General features: G+C 60.5%; 16 protein-coding genes. 10 read left to right on the forward strand and 6 right to left on the reverse strand.

Annotation, left to right across the window (positions count from 1 at the left end; genetic code table 11):
• The first annotated feature begins 39 nt into the window (after window positions 1–39).
• From ACX3YD_RS20340 to ACX3YD_RS20355, 4 genes are all read left to right on the forward strand, one after another.
• Complete coding sequence (locus tag ACX3YD_RS20340) at window positions 40–1,485, forward strand: aldehyde dehydrogenase family protein (RefSeq protein ID WP_458960848.1); 1,446 nt, start codon at window positions 40–42, stop codon at window positions 1,483–1,485.
• A gap of 167 nt (window positions 1,486–1,652) precedes the next feature.
• Complete coding sequence (locus ACX3YD_RS20345) at window positions 1,653–3,020, forward strand: MFS transporter (protein ID WP_458960849.1); 1,368 nt, start codon at window positions 1,653–1,655, stop codon at window positions 3,018–3,020.
• Between the two features lie 11 nt (window positions 3,021–3,031).
• The gene (gene garD / locus ACX3YD_RS20350) at window positions 3,032–4,585 is read left to right on the forward strand and encodes a galactarate dehydratase (RefSeq protein WP_458960850.1); all 1,554 of its coding nucleotides are present in this window, start codon (window positions 3,032–3,034) and stop codon (window positions 4,583–4,585) included.
• A 184-nt stretch (window positions 4,586–4,769) separates the two neighbouring features.
• Window positions 4,770–5,711, forward strand: a complete 942-nt coding sequence (locus tag ACX3YD_RS20355; protein ID WP_103403996.1) for an AEC family transporter — start codon at window positions 4,770–4,772, stop codon at window positions 5,709–5,711.
• A 97-nt stretch (window positions 5,712–5,808) separates the two neighbouring features.
• On the opposite strand, the gene ACX3YD_RS20360 is transcribed toward ACX3YD_RS20355, so the two are convergent.
• The 6 genes from ACX3YD_RS20360 to gatC form a co-directional block, all read right to left on the reverse strand.
• Window positions 5,809–6,189: a carboxymuconolactone decarboxylase family protein gene (locus ACX3YD_RS20360; RefSeq protein ID WP_047537646.1), complete on the reverse strand. Its 381-nt coding sequence runs from the start codon at window positions 6,187–6,189 to the stop codon at window positions 5,809–5,811.
• Window positions 6,186–7,247: a calcium/sodium antiporter gene (locus ACX3YD_RS20365; protein ID WP_458960851.1), complete on the reverse strand. Its 1,062-nt coding sequence runs from the start codon at window positions 7,245–7,247 to the stop codon at window positions 6,186–6,188. The genes ACX3YD_RS20360 and ACX3YD_RS20365 overlap by 4 nt, the downstream gene beginning before the upstream one ends.
• 50 nt (window positions 7,248–7,297) lie before the next feature.
• Window positions 7,298–7,672 carry a septal ring lytic transglycosylase RlpA family protein gene (locus ACX3YD_RS20370; protein ID WP_090316063.1) on the reverse strand — a complete coding sequence of 125 codons (375 nt, stop codon included), beginning with the start codon at window positions 7,670–7,672 and terminating at the stop codon, window positions 7,298–7,300.
• Window positions 7,673–7,815: 143 nt separating this feature from the next.
• Window positions 7,816–9,261 (reverse strand): Asp-tRNA(Asn)/Glu-tRNA(Gln) amidotransferase subunit GatB, encoded by a 1,446-nt coding sequence (gene gatB, locus ACX3YD_RS20375; protein WP_090467156.1) that lies wholly within the window; start codon window positions 9,259–9,261, stop codon window positions 7,816–7,818.
• 10 nt (window positions 9,262–9,271) lie between these two features.
• Window positions 9,272–10,723 carry an Asp-tRNA(Asn)/Glu-tRNA(Gln) amidotransferase subunit GatA gene (gene gatA / locus ACX3YD_RS20380; protein ID WP_458960852.1) on the reverse strand — a complete coding sequence of 484 codons (1,452 nt, stop codon included), beginning with the start codon at window positions 10,721–10,723 and terminating at the stop codon, window positions 9,272–9,274.
• A 16-nt stretch (window positions 10,724–10,739) separates the two neighbouring features.
• Window positions 10,740–11,027, reverse strand: coding sequence for an Asp-tRNA(Asn)/Glu-tRNA(Gln) amidotransferase subunit GatC (gatC, locus tag ACX3YD_RS20385; RefSeq protein WP_047537661.1), 288 nt, complete (start codon window positions 11,025–11,027; stop codon window positions 10,740–10,742).
• A 211-nt stretch (window positions 11,028–11,238) separates the two neighbouring features.
• Here gatC and mreB point away from each other — a divergent pair, with 211 nt between their 5' ends.
• From mreB to ACX3YD_RS20415, 6 genes are all read left to right on the forward strand, one after another.
• Entirely contained in the window at window positions 11,239–12,276 is a 1,038-nt protein-coding gene (mreB, locus tag ACX3YD_RS20390; protein ID WP_002555108.1) for a rod shape-determining protein MreB, read from the forward strand.
• Window positions 12,277–12,418: 142 nt separating this feature from the next.
• Window positions 12,419–13,549: a rod shape-determining protein MreC gene (gene mreC / locus ACX3YD_RS20395; protein WP_458962066.1), complete on the forward strand. Its 1,131-nt coding sequence runs from the start codon at window positions 12,419–12,421 to the stop codon at window positions 13,547–13,549.
• Window positions 13,549–14,040: a rod shape-determining protein MreD gene (gene mreD / locus ACX3YD_RS20400; protein WP_458960853.1), complete on the forward strand. Its 492-nt coding sequence runs from the start codon at window positions 13,549–13,551 to the stop codon at window positions 14,038–14,040. Before mreC ends, mreD begins: the two co-directional genes overlap by 1 nt.
• Before the next feature lie 44 nt (window positions 14,041–14,084).
• Entirely contained in the window at window positions 14,085–14,681 is a 597-nt protein-coding gene (locus ACX3YD_RS20405; protein ID WP_103403991.1) for a Maf family protein, read from the forward strand.
• A gap of 57 nt (window positions 14,682–14,738) precedes the next feature.
• Complete coding sequence (rng, locus tag ACX3YD_RS20410; RefSeq protein ID WP_047537689.1) at window positions 14,739–16,196, forward strand: ribonuclease G; 1,458 nt, start codon at window positions 14,739–14,741, stop codon at window positions 16,194–16,196.
• Window positions 16,197–16,271: 75 nt separating this feature from the next.
• Complete coding sequence (locus ACX3YD_RS20415; protein WP_458960854.1) at window positions 16,272–20,075, forward strand: YhdP family protein; 3,804 nt, start codon at window positions 16,272–16,274, stop codon at window positions 20,073–20,075.
• The last annotated feature ends 57 nt before the right edge of the window (window positions 20,076–20,132 follow it).

Here is a 20,132-nt window from a genome sequence, read left to right on the forward strand (position 1 = left end):
CCTTTTTGCGTGAGATCTTTTTGTTTCGAGGGCAGTCCCGTGACAAATGCAAAGCGTTTCGACAACTACATCAACGGCGAATGGGTCGCGGCCAGCGATTACGCGACCAACATCAACCCGTCCGAGCTGAGCGATGCCATCGGCGACTACGCCAAGGCAGATCTGGCCCAGGTCAACGCCGCCATCGATGCTGCCCGTGCCGCGTTTCCGGCGTGGTCCACGTCCGGCATTCAGGCGCGTCACGATTCCCTGGATAAAGTCGGCACTGAAATTCTCGCCCGTCGCGAAGAGCTCGGCACGTTGTTGGCTCGGGAAGAGGGCAAGACCCTGCCCGAAGCCATTGGCGAAGTGACCCGCGCCGGCAACATTTTCAAGTTCTTCGCCGGTGAATGCCTGCGCCTGTCCGGCGACTACCTGCCGTCGGTGCGTCCGGGCGTCAACGTTGAAGTCACTCGTGAAGCACTGGGTGTGGTCGGTCTGATCACCCCGTGGAACTTCCCGATTGCCATCCCGTCGTGGAAAATCGCCCCGGCCCTGGCCTACGGCAACTGCGTCGTGCTCAAGCCGGCGGACCTGGTGCCAGGTTGCGCCTGGGCCCTGGCGGAAATCATCTCCCGCGCAGGCTTCCCGGCTGGCGTGTTCAACCTGGTGATGGGCAGCGGTCGCGTGGTGGGTGATGCACTGGTCCACAGCCCGAAAGTCGATGGCATCAGCTTCACCGGTTCCGTGGGTGTCGGTCGTCAGATCGCCGTCAGCTGCGTGTCGCGCCAGGCCAAGGTCCAGCTGGAAATGGGCGGCAAGAACCCGCAGATCATTCTCGACGACGCTGACCTCAAGCAAGCGGTCGAGCTGTCGGTGCAGAGCGCGTTCTACTCCACCGGTCAGCGTTGCACCGCGTCGAGCCGCTTCATCGTCACCGCCGGCATCCACGACAAGTTTGTCGAAGCCATGGCCGAGCGCATGAAGTCGATCAAGGTCGGCCATGCGTTGAAAGCGGGCACTGATATCGGTCCGGTGGTTTCGCAAGCCCAGCTTGAACAGGACATGAAGTACATCGACATCGGCCAGTCCGAAGGTGCGCGTCTGGTCAGCGGCGGTGGTTTGGTGACCTGTGACACTGAGGGTTACTACCTCGCTCCGACGCTGTTTGCCGACAGCGAAGCGGCGATGCGCATCAGCCGTGAAGAGATCTTCGGCCCGGTGGCCAACGTGGTTCGCGTCGCGGATTATGAAGCGGCATTGGCCATGGCCAACGACACCGAGTTCGGTCTGTCGGCGGGCATCGCCACGACGTCGTTGAAGTACGCCAACCACTTCAAGCGCCACTCCCAGGCAGGGATGGTGATGGTCAACCTGCCGACCGCTGGCGTGGATTACCACGTTCCGTTCGGCGGGCGTAAAGGTTCATCCTATGGCTCCCGCGAGCAAGGCCGCTATGCGCAAGAGTTCTACACGGTCGTGAAGACCAGTTACATCGGCTCGTAAGGCAATACCCCCTGTAGGAGCGAGCCCTGCTCGCGATGGTCTTGAAGTCGCCACAGTCAACCTGATGCCCCGCGTCATCGTTGACCACCATCGCGAGCAGGCTCGCTCCTACAGGGGCCGCACCCGTTTCACCCGCGCATAAAAATAATCAGTGGGAGTACATCTACATGCAATCGACCAAGCCGACTCACGTCCGCTATTTGATCCTGCTCATGCTGTTCCTGGTGACCACGATCAACTACGCCGACCGGGCTACCATCGCCATTGCCGGCTCCAGCCTGCAAAAAGACCTCGGCATCGACGCGGTCACCCTTGGCTATATCTTCTCTGCATTCGGTTGGGCCTACGTGGCCGGGCAAATTCCCGGGGGCTGGCTGCTGGACCGTTTCGGCTCGAAAAAAATCTATGCCTTGAGCATCTTCACCTGGTCGCTGTTCACCGTCCTGCAGGGTTATGTCGGTGAGTTCGGCATGTCCACGGCGATTGTCGCGCTGTTCATGCTGCGCTTCCTGGTGGGCCTGGCCGAAGCGCCGTCCTTCCCCGGCAACGCGCGCATCGTGGCGGCCTGGTTCCCGACCGCTGAACGCGGTACTGCATCGGCGATCTTCAACTCCGCGCAATACTTCGCCACGGTGCTGTTCGCGCCGCTCATGGGCTGGATCGTCTACACCTTTGGCTGGCAGCACGTGTTTGTCGTGATGGGTAGCATCGGCATCGTGTTCTCGCTGATCTGGCTGAAAGTTATCCACAGCCCGCGTCAGCACCCGATGATCAATGACGATGAGTTCAAGCACATCGCCGAGAACGGCGGCATGGTCGACATGGACCAGGACAAAGGCAAGGGCAAAAAGGTCGACGGGCCAAAGTGGGACTACATTCGCCAGCTGTTGACCAACCGCATGATGCTCGGCGTCTACCTCGGCCAATACTGCATCAACGGCATCACTTACTTCTTCCTGACCTGGTTCCCGGTGTACCTGGTGCAAGAGCGCGGCATGACCATCCTCAAGGCCGGTTTCATTGCCTCGTTGCCAGCGATCTGCGGCTTCATCGGGGGTGTGCTCGGCGGGGTGATTTCCGACTACCTGCTGCGCAAGGGGCATTCCCTGACGTTCGCCCGCAAGGCGCCAATCATTGCCGGCCTGCTGGTTTCCAGCAGCATCGTGGCGTGTAACTACGTCGATATCGAATGGATGGTCGTGGGCTTCATGGCGCTGGCGTTCTTCGGTAAGGGCGTGGGCGCGCTTGGCTGGGCGGTGGTCTCCGATACTTCGCCGAAACAGATCGCCGGTTTGAGCGGTGGCCTGTTCAACATGTTTGGCAACCTCGCCTCGATCACCACCCCGATCGTGATCGGTTACATCATCAGCTCCACCGGATCGTTCAAGTGGGCGCTGGTGTTTGTCGGTTGCAACGCACTGGTCGCGGTGTTCAGCTATCTGGTCATCGTCGGTCCGATCAAACGCGTTGTGCTTAAAGAACCACCAATGGGCGGTCCTGAAATGAATAACAAATTGTCTCAAGCGCATTCCTGAGGAGCGGCGTCATGCAGTTGATTGAACATTCCGACTCGCCGCGCTACATCCGCCTGCACGAGCGGGACAATGTGGTGATCGTGGTCAACGATCAGGGCGTACCGGCCGGCACCGAGTTTGCCGATGGCCTGGTCACCGTGGATTTCGTGCCACAAAGTCACAAGGTCACCCTGGAGGACATCCCCGAGGGCGGACAGGTGATTCGTTACGGCCAGACCATTGGCTACGCCTTGCAGCCGATCCCGCGTGGCAGTTGGGTCAAGGAGGACCAATTGCGCATGCCCACCGCGCCACCGCTGGACAGCCTGCCGCTGTCCACCGAAGTGCCGGCCGCGCAAGCCCCGCTGGAAGGCTATACCTTCGAGGGTTATCGCAACGCCGACGGTACGGTTGGCACGCGTAACATTCTCGGAATCACGACCACGGTGCAGTGCGTTACCGGCGTGCTGGACCATGCGGTCAAGCGCATCAAGGACGAGTTGCTGCCCAAGTACCCGAACGTCGATGACGTGGTGGCGCTGACCCACAGTTACGGCTGCGGCGTGGCGATCACCGCCACCGATGCCTACATCCCGATTCGCACCGTGCGCAATCTGGCGCGCAACCCGAACCTGGGTGGCGAGGCGCTGGTGATCAGTCTGGGCTGCGAGAAATTGCAGGCCGGACAAGTGATGCACGAGAACGACAGCTCGGTGGATTTGAGCGAGCCCTGGTTGTATCGCCTGCAGGACTCCAGTCACGGTTTTACCGAGATGATCGAACAGATCATGGCGCTGGCCGAAACCCGTTTAAAGAAGCTCGACCAGCGCCGTCGGGAAACCGTGCCGGCGTCCGAGCTGATCCTGGGCATGCAATGCGGTGGCAGTGATGCGTTCTCCGGGATCACCGCTAACCCGGCCCTGGGCTACGCCTCGGACTTGCTGTTGCGTGCGGGTGCGACGGTGATGTTCTCCGAAGTGACCGAAGTGCGCGACGCGATTTACCTGCTGACTTCGCGCGCGCAAACCAGGGAAGTCGCTCAGGAGCTGGTGCGGGAAATGGACTGGTATGACCGTTACCTGGCCAAGGGGGAAGCCGATCGCAGCGCCAACACCACGCCGGGCAACAAGAAGGGCGGGCTGTCGAACATTGTCGAGAAATCCCTGGGGTCGATCGTCAAGTCCGGCAGCAGCGCTATCACTGGCGTGCTCGGCCCTGGCGAGCGCTTCAAGGAAAAAGGCCTGATCTTCTGCGCAACGCCGGCCAGCGACTTTGTCTGCGGGACCTTGCAACTGGCGGCAGGGATGAACCTGCACGTGTTCACCACCGGTCGTGGCACGCCTTATGGCTTGGCCATGGCGCCTGTGGTGAAGGTATCGACCCGCACTGAGCTGGCACAACGCTGGCCAGACCTGATCGACATCGACGCGGGGCGAATCGCCACCGGACGCGCCTCCATCGAGGACCTCGGCTGGGAGTTGTTCCACTACTACCTGGACGTGGCCAGCGGCAAGAAACAGACGTGGGCCGAAAAGCACAAGCTGCATAACGACATCACCTTGTTCAATCCGGCGCCAATCACGTAAGACCGCGTCGGCTGCATCGCTGGCAAGCCAGCTCCCACAGGAATCTTCTGCGTTGCATAAGACGTATGAACACCGAGGAACCTGTGGGAGCTGGCTTGCCAGCGATAGCGTTCTACCAGACGGCGAGGGACTTGCTGGCTTATCATTAGCCCCCTAACGACGCTCACCCAAGGTTATCCACGGCATGCTGGCCATTTTCCTCGAAACCCTGAACATCACCGCCCCGGTGTTCGCCATGCTGTTTCTGGGGGTGCTGCTCAAGCGCATCAATTGGATCAACGATAACTTCATCCATACTGCGTCGGCGTTGGTGTTCAACGTCAGCATGCCGGCGTTGCTGTTTCTCGGCATCCTGCATGCCGACCTGCACGCCGCGCTGCAGCCAGCGCTGCTGATTTATTTCTCCCTCGCCACCCTGGTGTGCTTTGCCATCGCCTGGGGCTGGGCGATTTTCAAGTGCCCGCGAGAAGACCGCGGGATCTACACCCAAGGCGCATTTCGCGGTAACAACGGGGTCATCGGCCTGGCGCTGGCGGCGAGCATGTACGGCGATTACGGGATTTCCCTGGGGGCGATTCTCGCGGCGCTGGTGATCCTGTTCTACAACACGCTGTCAACCATCGTGCTGGCGGTGTACAGCCCGGTGATCAAGTCCGATCCGTGGAGCATATGCAAAAGCGTGTTCAGCAATCCGCTGATCATCAGCGTGATCGCGGCGGCACCGTTTGCCTACTTCAAGATCGGTTTGCCGGGATGGCTGGAAACCTCCGGCCAGTACCTGGCGCAGACCACCCTGCCGTTGGCATTGATCTGCATTGGCGGCACGCTGTCGCTGGTGGCGATGCGCAAGAGCGGCCCGATGGCGCTGAGTTCAAGTCTGGTGAAGATGCTCGGCCTGCCGATATTGGCGACGCTTGGCGCGTGGCTCTGGGGCTTTCGTGGCGCGGAGCTGGGGATTCTGTTCCTGTACTTCGGCAGCCCGACGGCGGCGGCCAGTTTTGTCATGGCCCGGGCAGCCAATGGCAATCATGAACTGGCGGCGGCGATCATCGTCATTACCACGTTGATGGCGGCGGTCACCACCAACGTCGGGATCTTTTTGTTGCAGTGGGGCGGGTGGATCTAGTCGCTGAAGAGGTCGTGCTCTTCAGGGGTTCATTGCGAGCAGGCTCGCTCCGACATTTGGAATGCATTCCCCTGTGGGAGCGAGCCTGCTCGCGATGTCACTCCGGCTTCTGGTAGGTATCAATCACTTCCTGCGCCGCCCGGAACGCGTCGATCGCCGCCGGCACGCCGGCATACACCGCGCAATGCAGCAGCGCTTCACGAATTTCTTCCACGGTGCAGCCATTGTTCAGCGCGCCGCGCACGTGCCCTTTCAATTCCTGCGGGCACTTCAGCGCTGTCAGGGCGGCGAGGGTGATCAGGCTGCGGGTTTTAAGCGGCAAGCCTTCGCGGCTCCAGACGCTGCCCCAGGCGTGTTCGTTGACGAAATCCTGCAGCGGCTGGGTGAACTCGGTGGCGTTGCCCAGCGCGCGGTCGACGAAGGCGTCGCCCATCACTTGGCGGCGTACTTCAACGCCGGTCTTCTTGTTCTCGGTCATGGCAATTCTCTCTTGTGGTGTTGGCGATGCCAGGCACGCAGCGACGTGAACAGCAAAAACGCCACCAGCGCCGGCAGGACGAAAAACAGCATCAGGTGTTCAAGCTTGCCCGCCAATGGCATGCCGGTGGTGAACGACACCACGTGCAGGCCGTAAGCCAGGTACAAACCCAGAAACAGCAAGCCCTCGGCGCGGGTCACCCGGTAGCCGGAATAGAACACCGGCAGGCACAGCGCGGCGACGCCGAGCATCACTGGCAGGTCGAAATCCAGGGCATTGGGCGATACCGACAGGGGTGTCGGCGCGACCAGTGCGGTAAAGCCCAAAACGCCCAACAGGTTGAACAGGTTGCTGCCAATGACGTTGCCCACGGCAATTTCCCGTTCACCCCGTAGCGCGGCGATCAGCGAGGTCGCGAGCTCTGGCAGGGAAGTGCCGATGGCGACGATGGTCAGGCCGATGATCCGTTCCGACAGCCCCAAATCAGTGGCGACCGCAACCGCCGCGCCCAACAATAAGTGGCCGGCGTACACCAGCATTGCCAGGCCGGCAACGATCATCATCAGGCTTTTTAACCATGGCGCTTGCACCGGGTGCTCATGAGTCGACTGCGGACGCGCCGAGTGCTTCGACTGACGCAGCAACAGGCCCAGGTACAGCAGCAGTGCAGTCAGGAGAATGACGCCATCGGCACGGGTCAGCTCTTCATTCCAGGCCAGCACGAACACCAGCAGGCTGGCGCCGATCATCAGCGGAATATCCAGGCGCACCAGTTGCCGTGAAACGCGCAGGGGGATGATCAGCGCCGACAGTCCGAGGGTCACGAGGATATTGAAAATGCTGCTGCCGATCACACTGCCGACGGCAATGTCGGCGTTATGCGCCAGTGTGGCTTGCAGGCTGATGGCCATCTGCGGTGCGCTGCTGCCGAGGGCGACGATGGTCAGGCCGATGATCAGTGGTCGTACATGCAGGCGCGCGGCCAGGCGCACGGCGGCACGTACCATCAGTTCGGCGCCGATAATCAGCAGTACCAGGCCGCTGAGCAATTCGATCACGCTGATCAGGGGTAAATCGGCTAATCCGAAGATGGTCGATGCTCCGTTTGTCAGTCGTCGAGGGCTTGCACGCGAACCCGCGCAGTGCCGCTCTTGAGCATGCCCAGGCGTTCGGCGGCCTCGTGGGACAGGTCGATCAGGCGCCCACGGGTATGCGGCCCGCGATCGTTGATGCGGACCACGCAGGATTTGTCGTTGTTCAGGTTGGTGACCTTCACCCGTGTGCCGAACGGCAGTTGGCGATGGGCGGCGGTCAGGGAATTCTTGTCGAAACGCTCGCCGCTGGCGGTGCGTTTACCCTGGTGCTTGGCGCCGTAGTACGAGGCCATGCCGGTTTTGTCGTAGCCGTGCGGGTCGACGATATCGTTACTCGCGCAGCCGGCGAGGAGGGAAAGGAGGGCGCAGGCGCCGAGCAGACGTTTCATTCGAAGGTTTCCCGAAACAAACTGTAGGAGCGAGCCAGCTCGCGATAGAGGGTCAGCCACATCGGGGCCAACTGACTTTCCATCGCGAGCAGACTCGCTCCTACAAGGTTTTGAGCCAGGTTTAAAAACTGGCTCCATTTCTATCAGCCTTCGAGCTTGCTTTTCAGCAATTCGTTCACTTGTTGCGGGTTGGCCTTGCCTTTGGAGGCTTTCATGGCCTGGCCGACGAAGAAGCCGAACATCTTGCCGCGCTTGGCTTCGTCTGCCGCACGGTACTGCTCGACCTGCTCGGCGTTGGCCGCGAGCATTTCGTCCAGAACGGCCGAGATGGCGCCGGTGTCGGTCACTTGCTTCAGGCCGCGCTTGTCGATGATCTCGTCCGCGCTGCCTTCGCCGTTGGCCATGGCTTCAAACACAACCTTGGCGATTTTGCCCGAGATGGTGTTGTCCTTGATCCGCAGCAGCATGCCGCCCAGTTGCTCGGCGGAAACCGGCGACGCTTCGATGTCCAGGCCTTGTTTGTTGAGCAGGCTGCCCAACTCGACCATCACCCAGTTCGCTGCCAGTTTGGCGTCGCCGCTGATGCTGGCGACTTGCTCGAAGTAGTCCGCCTGCTCGCGGCTGGTGGCCAGCACGTTGGCGTCGTAGACCGACAGACCGAACTGCTCCTGGAAGCGCTCGCGTTTCTGGGGTGGCAATTCCGGCAGGGTGGCGCGCACGTCGTCGAGGAACGCGTTTTCAATCACGACGGGCAGCAGGTCCGGATCGGGGAAGTAACGGTAGTCGTTGGCTTCCTCTTTGCTGCGCATTGGACGGGTTTCGTCCTTGTTCGGATCGTACAGGCGAGTTTGCTGGATCACCTTGCCGCCGTCTTCGATCAGTTCGATCTGACGCTGGATTTCGCTGTTGATCGCCTTCTCGATGAAGCGGAACGAGTTGACGTTCTTGATCTCGCAGCGGGTGCCGAACTCGGCCTGGCCTTTTGGACGGATCGACACGTTGCAGTCGCAACGCAGCGAGCCCTCGGCCATGTTGCCGTCGCAGATGCCCAGGTAACGCACCAGAGCGTGGATCGCCTTGACGTAAGCCACGGCTTCCTTGGCGCTGCGCATGTCCGGCTCGGAAACGATCTCCAGCAACGGTGTGCCAGCACGGTTCAGGTCGATGCCGGTGGCACCGTTGAACTCCTCGTGCAGGCTTTTGCCGGCGTCTTCTTCCAGGTGCGCGCGGGTGATGCCGACACGTTTGACTGTGCCGTCCTCCAGGGCGATGTCCAGGTGGCCCTTGCCGACGATCGGCAATTCCATCTGGCTGATCTGGTAGCCCTTGGGCAGGTCCGGGTAGAAGTAGTTTTTACGGGCAAACACGTTGTGCTGGCCGATCTCGGCATCAATCGCCAGACCGAACATCACCGCCATGCGCACCGCTTCCTGGTTCAGCACCGGCAGTACGCCGGGCATGCCCAGGTCGATCAGGCTGGCCTGGGTGTTTGGCTCGGAGCCGAACGTGGTGGAACTACCGGAAAAGATTTTCGACCGGGTGGTGAGCTGGGTATGAATCTCCAGCCCGATCACGACTTCCCATTGCATGTGTGTCTCCTCAGAAGCCGGTTGGGGTGCGGGTGTGCCAGTCAGTGTTGAGCTGATACTGGTGGGCAACGTTCAACAGGCGACCTTCCTGGAAGTACGGAGCGAGCAATTGCACGCCGACTGGCAGGCCATCGACAAAACCGGCAGGCATGGACAAGCCCGGCAGGCCAGCGAGGTTGGCGGTGATGGTGTAGACGTCTTCCAGGTACGCAGCGACCGGGTCGCTGTTCTTGGCGCCGAGCTTCCAGGCCGGGTTCGGCGTGGTGGGGCCGAGGATGATGTCGACCTCGTTGAAGGCCGCCATGAAGTCGTTCTTGATCAAGCGACGGATCTTCTGCGCCTTCAGGTAGTAGGCATCGTAGTAACCGGCCGACAGTGCGTAGGCGCCAACCATGATCCGGCGCTGCACTTCCGGACCGAAGCCTTCGCCGCGGGAGCGTTTGTACAGGTCTATCAGGTTGACCGGGTTTTCGCAGCGGTAGCCGAAGCGCACGCCGTCGAAACGCGACAGGTTGGAAGAGGCTTCCGCCGGGGCGATCACGTAGTACGCAGGGATCGCGTGCTGCATGTTCGGCAGGCTGATTTCCTTGATCACGGCGCCGAGCTTTTCCAGCTCCTTGACGCTGTTGTGGATCAGATCGGCGATGCGCGGGTCGAGACCGGCGCTGAAATACTCTTTAGGCACGCCAATGCGCAGGCCTTGCAGCGAGCCGTTGAGGCTGGCGCTGTAGTCCGGCACGGGCTCGTCGATGCTGGTGGAGTCGTTCGGATCGAAGCCGGCCATACCCTGCAACAAAATGGCGCAGTCTTCGGCCGTACGCGCCAACGGGCCACCCTGATCGAGGCTCGAGGCGTAGGCGATCATGCCCCAGCGCGAAACGCGACCGTACGTCGGTTTCAGACCGGTAAGGTTGGTCAATGCGGCGGGCTGACGAATGGATCCGCCCGTGTCGGTGCCGGTGGCTGCCGGCAACAGACGAGCGGCAACGGCCGCGGCCGAACCGCCGGACGAACCGCCAGGCACGTATTCCAGGTTCCACGGGTTTTTCACGGCGCCGTAGTAACTCGATTCGTTGGCCGAACCCATGGCGAATTCGTCCATGTTGGTCTTGCCCAGGGTCACGGCCCCGGCGGCGGCCAGCTTGGCGACGACGGTGGCGTCGTACGGTGCTTTAAAGTTGTCGAGCATCTTCGAGCCGCAGCTGGTGCGGATACCCTGGGTGCAGAACAGGTCTTTGTGGGCGATCGGCGCGCCGAGCAGGGCGCCGCTCTCACCGTTGGCCCGGCGGGCGTCAGCGGCTTTCGCCTGCGTGAGCGCCAGGTCCTCGGTGAGGCTGATGAAACTGTTGAGCTGTGGATCGAGCTGGGCGATACGCGCCAGCAGGACTTTGGTCAGCTCTTCGGAGGAAAACTTTTTATCGGCGAGTCCGCGGGCGATCTCGGCCAGAGTCAATTGATGCATTGCAGGCTCTTTCCCTTTAGTCGATGACTTTCGGAACCAGGTACAGGCCGTTTTCGACCGCTGGTGCGATGGACTGGTAAGCCTCGCGATGATTGGTCTCGGTCACGACGTCTGCACGCAGGCGCTGGCTGGCTTCCAGTGGGTGGGCGAGCGGTTCGATACCGTCGGTATTGACCGCCTGCATTTCGTCGACCAGCCCGAGAATGCTGTTGAGGGCTGAAGTGATATGTGGAAGATCGGCTTCATTGAGGCCCAGACAGGCCAGATGAGCGATTTTTTCCACGTCGGAGCGTTCAAGCGCCATTGGGATTCTCCAGTGGAAAACAGAACGGACGGCGTCCGTGTGTTAGATTGTCGGAACACTACCGCACTTCTACGGTCATAAGGCCGCGATTGTGGGGCTTGGTGCACAGAAAAGCGGCCAATTTAACATATTGGCGCCTTGCCCAAAATCCCTGTCGTTGTTAGAGTTTGCCGCACTTTTTTACCCACGCGTTGCCTAGGGTCCCTTTCCCATGTTCAAGAAACTGCGTGGCATGTTTTCCAGCGATCTTTCCATTGACCTGGGCACTGCCAACACCCTTATTTACGTGCGCGAGCGCGGTATCGTCCTGAATGAGCCCTCCGTTGTGGCTATTCGGACACACGGTAACCAGAAAAGTGTCGTTGCTGTCGGCACCGAAGCGAAGCGCATGTTGGGCCGTACGCCGGGCAACATTGCTGCCATTCGTCCGATGAAAGACGGCGTGATCGCCGACTTCAGCGTCTGCGAAAAGATGCTGCAGTACTTCATCAACAAGGTTCACGAAAACAGCTTCCTGCAGCCCAGCCCTCGTGTTTTGATCTGCGTTCCGTGCAAATCCACCCAGGTTGAGCGTCGTGCCATCCGTGAATCGGCCCTTGGTGCCGGTGCCCGTGAAGTGTTCCTGATCGAAGAGCCAATGGCCGCTGCGATCGGTGCCGGCCTGCCGGTTGAAGAAGCTCGCGGCTCGATGGTCGTGGATATCGGTGGTGGTACCACTGAAATCGCCCTGATCTCCCTGAACGGTGTGGTTTATGCAGAATCCGTGCGTGTGGGCGGCGACCGCTTCGACGAAGCGATCATCACTTACGTGCGTCGCAACTACGGCAGCCTGATCGGCGAGTCGACGGCCGAGCGCATCAAGCAGGAAATCGGCACCGCCTACCCGGGCGGCGAAGTTCGCGAAGTCGACGTTCGCGGCCGTAACCTGGCCGAAGGCGTTCCGCGTGCATTCACCCTGAACTCCAATGAAGTGCTGGAAGCTCTGCAAGAGTCCCTGGCCACCATCGTTCAGGCCGTGAAGAGCGCGCTGGAGCAATCGCCTCCGGAACTGGCTTCCGACATCGCCGAGCGTGGCCTGGTCCTGACCGGTGGTGGCGCCTTGCTGCGCGACCTCGACAAGTTGCTGGCCCAGGAAACCGGTCTGCCGGTGATCGTCGCCGAAGACCCGCTGACCTGCGTTGCTCGCGGCGGTGGCCGTGCCCTGGAAATGATGGATAAACACACCATGGACCTGCTCTCCAGCGAATAAGTCGCCGGATTGCCTCTATGCTGTTGAGCGCGCAGGCGGCACTTTGCAGTGCTGCCTGTTCGCGTTTATCTTCTGTCGTCTGCATCCAGGCCGGTTTGATGCCGTATGAGTAAAGAGAACAATTGCCTGGGAGGAGCGGCTTATTAAACCGCTTTTCTCCAAAGGTCCCTCACTGGGCGTGCGCGTGTTGGTGCTGGTCGTGCTTTCGATCGCGCTGATGGTGGTCGATGCCCGCTTCACACTGCTCAAGCCAGTGCGTAGCCAAATGTCGCTGGTGCTGATGCAGTCCTACTGGATCACCGACCTGCCGCAGCGGCTATGGCAAGGTGTGGCCAGCCAGTTCGGCAGCCGGACCGAACTCGTCGCCGAAAACGAAAAGCTCAAGACCGAGAACCTGTTGTTGCAGGGGCGCATGCAAAAGCTTGCCGCCCTGACCGAGCAGAACGTTCGGCTGCGCGAGTTGCTTAACTCATCGGCGCTGGTGAACGAGAAGGTCGAAGTGGCCGAGCTGATCGGCATGGACCCCAATCCCTTTACCCATCGCATCATCATCAACAAAGGTGAGCGCGACGGCGTGGTCCTCGGTCAGCCGGTGCTCGATGCCCGCGGCCTGATGGGGCAAGTGGTCGAGTTGATGCCGTACACCTCCCGCGTCCTGTTGCTGACCGATTCCACCCACAGCATTCCGGTGCAGGTAAACCGCAACGGTCTGCGGGCGATCGCCAGTGGCACCGGCAATCCGGAGCGCCTGGAACTGCGTCATGTGGCCGATACCGCTGACATCAAGGAAGGTGATCTGCTGGTCAGCTCCGGCCTTGGCCAACGCTTCCCGGCGGGTTACCCGGTGGCGACGGTCAAGGAAGTGATTCACGACTCCGGTCAGCCATTCGCCATTGTTCGCGCCGTGCCGACGGCTGCGCTGAACCGCAGCCGATACCTGCTGCTGGTGTTCAGCGATACCCGAACTCCGGAAGAGCGTGCCAACGACGCTGCCCAGGCGCAGGAATCACTGGATGCGCAGGGTGGTGGGCCGATCATTCCAGCGACCGTGCCCAAGCCGGCCATCGTTCCGACTCCGGCTGCCCCGGTGGCCCCGGCAGTGCCTGCTACCGTACCGGCGGCCACAACCCCGGCCAAACCAGGCGTTAAACATCCCAAGCCGTCCACGACCACAGCTGCTCCAGCCAAACCGCCGGCGGCACAACCCGCCGTAGTCAAACCTGCTGCCAAACCGCCTGTCTCCGCGCCGGCTACCACTGGGGGACGAGAATAATGGCTGGTGTCAAAGCCTCCCGAAACGGCTGGATCGTCTGGCTGACCTTCGCCGTCGGCATGCTGCTCAGCGTTTCGCCGCTGCCGCAATTCATGGAAATCCTCCGTCCTCTGTGGCTGGCCTTGCTGCTGGCGTTCTGGGCATTGACCCTGCCGCAAAAGGTCGGGATGGTCACCGCGTGGTGCCTGGGCCTGACCGAGGATGTGCTGTATGGCACGTTGCTGGGGCAGAATGCCTTGATCCTGACGTTGATCACCTACCTGGTGCTGGCGCTGCAACAACGCTTGCGGATGTTCCCGATGTGGCAACAAAGCCTGGTGATCCTGGTGATCTTCGGCCTCGCGCAGTTGGTTCAGTTGTGGCTCAGCGCCCTGACCGGCAATCGCCAGCCGACGCTGGCGCTGGTGTTGCCGGCACTGGTCAGTGCCTTGCTCTGGCCATGGATCAGCTTCGGTTTGCGCGGATTGCGCCGACGTTACAAAATCAACTGATTCGGTCAGGCATTTGCCCACACCATGACAAGGGAGATGTCTTGATGAAGCCGCTGTACCTCGCCTCTGGCTCGCCGCGTCGGCGTGAACTGCTCACGCAGATTGGCGTTCCGTTTTCCGCCATCAGTGCGGACATCGATGAAACCCCATTGCCCCAGGAATCCCCGGCGGCCTATGTCGAGCGTCTGGCGCGCGGCAAGGCTGCGGCCGGGCGCGATGTCGTGGTGTCCGGCGCTCCGTTTTGCGTGCTGGGAGCCGATACCGCCGTGGTGCTCGACGGGAAAATTCTCGGCAAGCCGGTTGATGAAGCTGACGCTTGCGCCATGCTGAAGATGTTGTCCGGGTGTGAGCATGAAGTCCTGACGGCGATCGCTGTACTCGAAGGTGAGCGTTGCGAGTCGCGGGTGGTGCGTAGCGTGGTGCGTTTTCGCCCGATAAGCAGCGATGAGGCAACGGCCTACTGGGCCAGCGGCGAGCCGGGGGACAAGGCGGGTGGTTATGGAATTCAAGGACTGGGTGCGGTGTTTGTCGCCGGGCTCAATGGAAGTTACTCGGCGGTGGTTGGCTTGCCGCTGTGCGAAACCGCAGAACTGCTCGGCCATTTCGGCATACCCTGTTGGCAAAACCATAATGCGCGTTAAGCGTTGTACTGACCAGATGTGGCCATTACCGTGAACATGCCTGAACGAGACCCTGCCATGAGTGAAGAGATCCTGATCAACATCACGCCGATGGAATCGCGCGTGGCGGTGGTTGAAAACGGTGTCCTGCAAGAGGTCCATGTCGAACGTACGCAAAAGCGCGGCATCGTTGGCAACATCTATAAAGGCAAGGTCGTACGGGTGTTGCCTGGCATGCAGGCCGCTTTCGTCGATATCGGTCTGGATCGCGCCGCGTTCATTCATGCTTCGGAAATTTCCCTGCGCGAAGGCCCGGCGGTCGAGAGCATCAGTGCCCTGGTTCATGAAGGCCAGAGCCTGGTGGTTCAAGTCACCAAGGACCCGATCGGCTCCAAAGGCGCACGATTGACCACCCAGCTGTCGATCCCTTCGCGTTATCTGGTCTATATGCCGCGTACGGCTCATGTTGGCATTTCGCTGAAAATCGAAGATGAAGCCGAGCGTGAGCGTCTCAAGCAGGTGGTCTCCGATTGCGTCGCCAAAGAAGGCATCAAGGAGGCCGGCGGTTTTATCCTGCGTACCGCGGCGGAAGGCGCGGGTGCCGATGAAATCCTCATGGACATCCGCTACCTGCGCCGGCTGTGGGATCAGATCAATGCGCAGATCAAAACCATCAGCGCACCGAGTGTGATCTACGAAGACCTTGGCTTGGCGCTGCGCACTTTGCGCGACCTGGTGAGCCCGAAGATCGAAAAAATTCGCATCGACTCCCGGGAAACTTTCCAGAAAACCACGCAGTTCGTCGCCGAACTGATGCCGGAGATCGCCGATCGTCTGGAACATTACCCCGGCGAGCGACCGATTTTCGACCTGTACGGCGTTGAAGACGAAATCCAGAAAGCCCTGGAGCGTAAAGTCCCGCTCAAGTCTGGCGGTTATCTGGTGGTCGACCCGGCGGAAGCCATGAGCACCATCGACGTCAACACCGGGGCGTTCGTCGGTCATCGCAACCTGGAAGAAACCATCTTCAAGACCAACCTGGAAGCCGCGACCGCGATTGCTCGACAGCTGCGCCTGCGTAATCTGGGCGGGATCATCATCATCGACTTCATCGACATGGAAGATGAAGAGCACCAGCGTCAAGTGCTGCGCACGCTCGAGAAGCAATTGGAGCGCGACCACGCCAAGACCAACATCATCGGTATCACCGAGTTGGGCCTGGTGCAGATGACCCGTAAACGCACTCGCGAAAGCCTCGAGCAGGTGCTGTGCGAGCCGTGCAGCAGTTGCCAGGGCCGCGGCAAATTGAAGACCCCGGAAACCGTCTGCTACGAAATCTTCCGAGAAATCCTCCGCGAAGCTCGCGCCTATCAGGCGGAAGGCTATCGTGTATTGGCGAACCAGAAAGTTGTCGATCGTCTGCTCGATGAGGAGTCGGGCAATGTTGCCGAGCTCGAAGGGTTTATCGGCCGCACGATTCGTTTTCAGGTGGAAACCATGTATTCCCAGGAACAATACGACGTGGTGTTGCTCTGAATCGCTACGTTTTAACTTTTCCTGAACGGCTGGCCTCAGCTTTTTGCAAAACGTTTGCCATGGGAGCCAACTGACATGGACCGTCTGACACGCATTTTGGCCGCACTGACCCGCTGGGGTCTGGGCCTGTGCGCGTTGGCTTTGGTACTGATGGCGTTGTACGTCAGCCTTGGCCGTGAGCTGACGCCACTGGTGGCGGAGTATCGCGGCGAAGTCGAGACCAGGGCCAGCGACGCTTTGGGCATGCCGCTGCAGATTGGCGAGCTGAAAGGCAATTGGAGCGGCTTCGCGCCTATTCTTTCGGCTCACGATGTGACGGTTGGCGAGGGTGCCAACGCCCTGCACCTGGAAAAGGTGCGGGCGGTGCCGGACCTCTGGGCCAGTCTGCTGGCGCGTGAAATACGTATTGCCCACCTGGAACTCAATGGCCTGAAGATCAGCCTCAAGCAAGGCAATGAGGGTGAGTGGGCGCTGGAAGGTCTGCCGGTCAGGAACGATCAGCCTCTCGACCCGGAGCAGTTGCTCAATAGCCTGCAAATGGTCCAGCAGTTGTCGGTGCTCGACAGTCAGATCACGTTGCAGCCGTGGGGGGAATCTCCCCTTAGCCTGACTTACGTCGGTTTGAATCTGAAAACCGGTGCTTACCGCCAGCGGCTCGATGTCCGCTTGACCCTGCCCGATGGTCAGCCGATGGCAATGAGCCTGCGTACTCGCATTCAGGCCAGCCGATGGAAGGAGGGTGAAGCGGACGTCTACTTGAGTCTGCCGCAAAGCGACTGGTCTAGATGGCTGCCCGAAAGTGTTTCCCAGCAATGGCATTTCTCGGAGATCAAAGGCGGTGGCGAGCTGTGGGCGACCTGGGGCCAAGGCGCCTTGCAAAGTGCCGCCGTCCGGTTGAACGCGCCTCAAATCAAAGGGGCCTATGCCGAGCGCAAGCCGGTCCGGATCAATAATCTGGCGCTCAACGGCTATTTTCAACGCAGCACCGAAGGCATGTTAGTCACCCTGGACTCTCTGGCCATGAACCTCGGCGAGACTCGCTGGGAATCACGCTTGCAGCTCAAGCAGCTGGCGGCCACCGATAAGGCAGAAGAGGCTTGGCACCTGCAAGCCGACCGCCTCGAGCTCACTCCGCTCACGCCGTTGCTCAATGCCCTGGCGCCATTACCTGAAGGTTTTGCCACGACGGTCGAGCGGCTTAAGGTCATCGGTGGCCTGCGCAACGTTCTGATCGACGTGCGGCCCAATGCCACCGACGACAGCAAGTTCAGCTTTGCCGCCAATCTTGATCGGGTCGGCTTCGACGCCTACCACGGCGCTCCGGCGGCACGGAATGTCAGCGGCAGTATCAGCGGAGACCTTGGCCACGGCGAGCTGCGCATGGACAGCAAGGATTTCCTGCTGCACCTGGACCCGATTTTCGCCAAGCCGTGGCAATACATCCAGGCCAATGCCCGGTTGACCTGGAGGCTCGATAAAGAAGGCTTCACCCTGATCGCGCCGTACCTGAAGGTATTGGGCGAGGAAGGCAAGATTGCCGGTGACTTCCTGATCCGGTTGCATTTCGACCACAACCAGGAAGACTACATGGACCTGCGGGTCGGCCTGGTCGACGGGGACGGTCGCTATACCGCCAAGTACTTGCCGGCGGTCCTGAGCCCGGCACTCGACGAATGGCTGCGTACGGCGATTCTCAAGGGGGCAGTCGATCAAGGTTTCTTCCAGTACCAGGGCTCGCTGAACCACGGTGCCGAAGATGCCGCCCGCAGCATCAGCCTGTTTTTCAAAGTGCACGATGCCGAGTTGGCGTTTCAGCCCGGCTGGCCGCACGTCAGCAAGGTTACGGGGGACGTGTTCGTCGAGGACAGCGGCGTGCGGATTCTGGCCAGCAAGGGTCAGTTGCTCGACACCCAGGTCAGCGATATTTACGTCAACATTCCTCACGCTCCGGCAGGACAGAGCACTCATCTGTTCCTTGACGGCGGGTTTGCCGGCGGCTTGGGTGACGGCCTGAAAATTCTCAAGGAAGCGCCGATCGGTACTGCCGAAACTTTCGCCGGTTGGGAAGGTGAGGGCGACCTGCAAGGCAAGCTCAAGCTGGATATCCCGCTGGTCAAAGGCGAGCAGCCGAATATCGTGGTCGACTTCAAAACGGCAAAGGCTCGACTGAAATTGCCCGAGCCCCCCCTTGAGTTGACTCAGCTCAAAGGTGATTTTCGTTTCGATAGCAGCAAAGGGTTGAGCGGCCAGAACATCACGGCACGAGCCTTCGACAAACCGGTGAGTGCGCAGATATTCGCCGATGGTCGTGAAGGCAAGCTCAATACCCGTGTCACGGCCTCGGGGCAGGTCGAAGTCAAGAAACTCGCGAACTGGCTCAGCGTCACCCAGTCGCTGCCGGCGAGCGGCGTGATTCCGTATCAATTGCAACTGACCCTTAATGGCGGTGATAGCCAGTTGATGGTCAACTCCAATCTAAAAGGTGTCGCCGTCGATTTGCCGGCACCCTTCGGCATGCCTGCCGAAACCGGGCGTGATACGACGTTCCGCATGACGTTGCAGGGAGCGGAACGACGCTATTGGGTGAATTACGGCGAATTGGCGAACTTCACCTTCGCCGCGCCTCCCGGAAATTTTGCCGAGGGTCGCGGTGAATTGTTCCTGGGTAATGGCAATGCCATGCTGCCCGCTGCCAAAGGCCTGCGGGTGCGCGGCGTGCTATCGCAGCTGGATGTCGGCCCCTGGCAGGACCTGGTGAACAAGTACGCCGGGCAAGACCCGGGCGGTAGTGCAAAACAGTTGCTCAGCAGTGCCGATTTCAAGGTCGGCAAGCTCAGCGCACTGGGTACAACCCTGGATCAGGCATCGGTGCAGTTGACGCGAAAACCGGCCGCCTGGGCTTTGCAGCTCGACAGTCAGCAAGTCAAGGGCGCCGCCAGTATTCCCGATGCGAAAGCCTCGCCAGTGGTCATCAATCTGCAATACGTGCGATTGCCGGCACCTGATCCGAAGGTTCTTGCCGACGAAAACTCGCCGGACCCGCTGGCCTCCGTGGATCCGACGAAAATCCCGGCGCTGGATATCACGATCAACCAGCTTTTCCAGGGCAATGATCTGGTCGGTGCGTGGTCGCTCAAGGTTCGTCCTACGGCCAGGGGGATCGCCCTCAACTCACTGGATATGGGCCTCAAAGGCATCCTGTTGCAAGGCAGCGGTGGCTGGGAAGGTGCGCCAGGTTCCAGCACAAGTTGGTACAAGGGGCGGATCAGCGGCAAGAATCTGGCGGATGTGCTCAAGGGATGGGGCTTCGCACCGAGCGTGACCAGCCAGGAGTTCCATATGGATGTCGACGGTCGCTGGCCCGGCTCGCCGGCCTGGCTGGCCAGCAAGCGTTTCTCCGGGACTCTCGACGCTTCAATGAGGGAGGGGCAGTTTGTGGAGGTCGAAGGCGGTGCCCAAGCGTTGCGAGTATTCGGCCTGCTCAACTTCAACTCCATCGGCCGGCGATTGCGCCTGGACTTCTCCGACCTGTTCGGCAAAGGTTTGAGCTATGACCGGGTCAAGGGGCTGCTGGTGGCGACCAATGGCGTCTATGTGACCCGTGAGCCCATCCAGATGACCGGCCCGTCGAGTAATGTTGAGCTCAACGGCACCCTGAACCTGGTCGGCGATCAGATCGACGCCAAGCTGATGGTGACGTTGCCGGTGTCCAACAACCTGCCAATTGCCGCCCTGATCGTGGGCGCGCCTGCCGTCGGCGGTGCTCTGTTCCTGATCGACAAGCTGATCGGTGACCGCGTGGCCCGTTTTGCCAGTGTGAAATACACCGTCAAGGGGCCATGGAAAGAACCGAAAATCACCTACGACAAGCCTTTTTGACGCTCTTTTTCAGAGCGCACACGCCAGGCCCATGGAGTAGCATGGACGTCTATCCAT

This window comes from Pseudomonas fluorescens group sp. PF-1 (assembly GCF_054481335.1).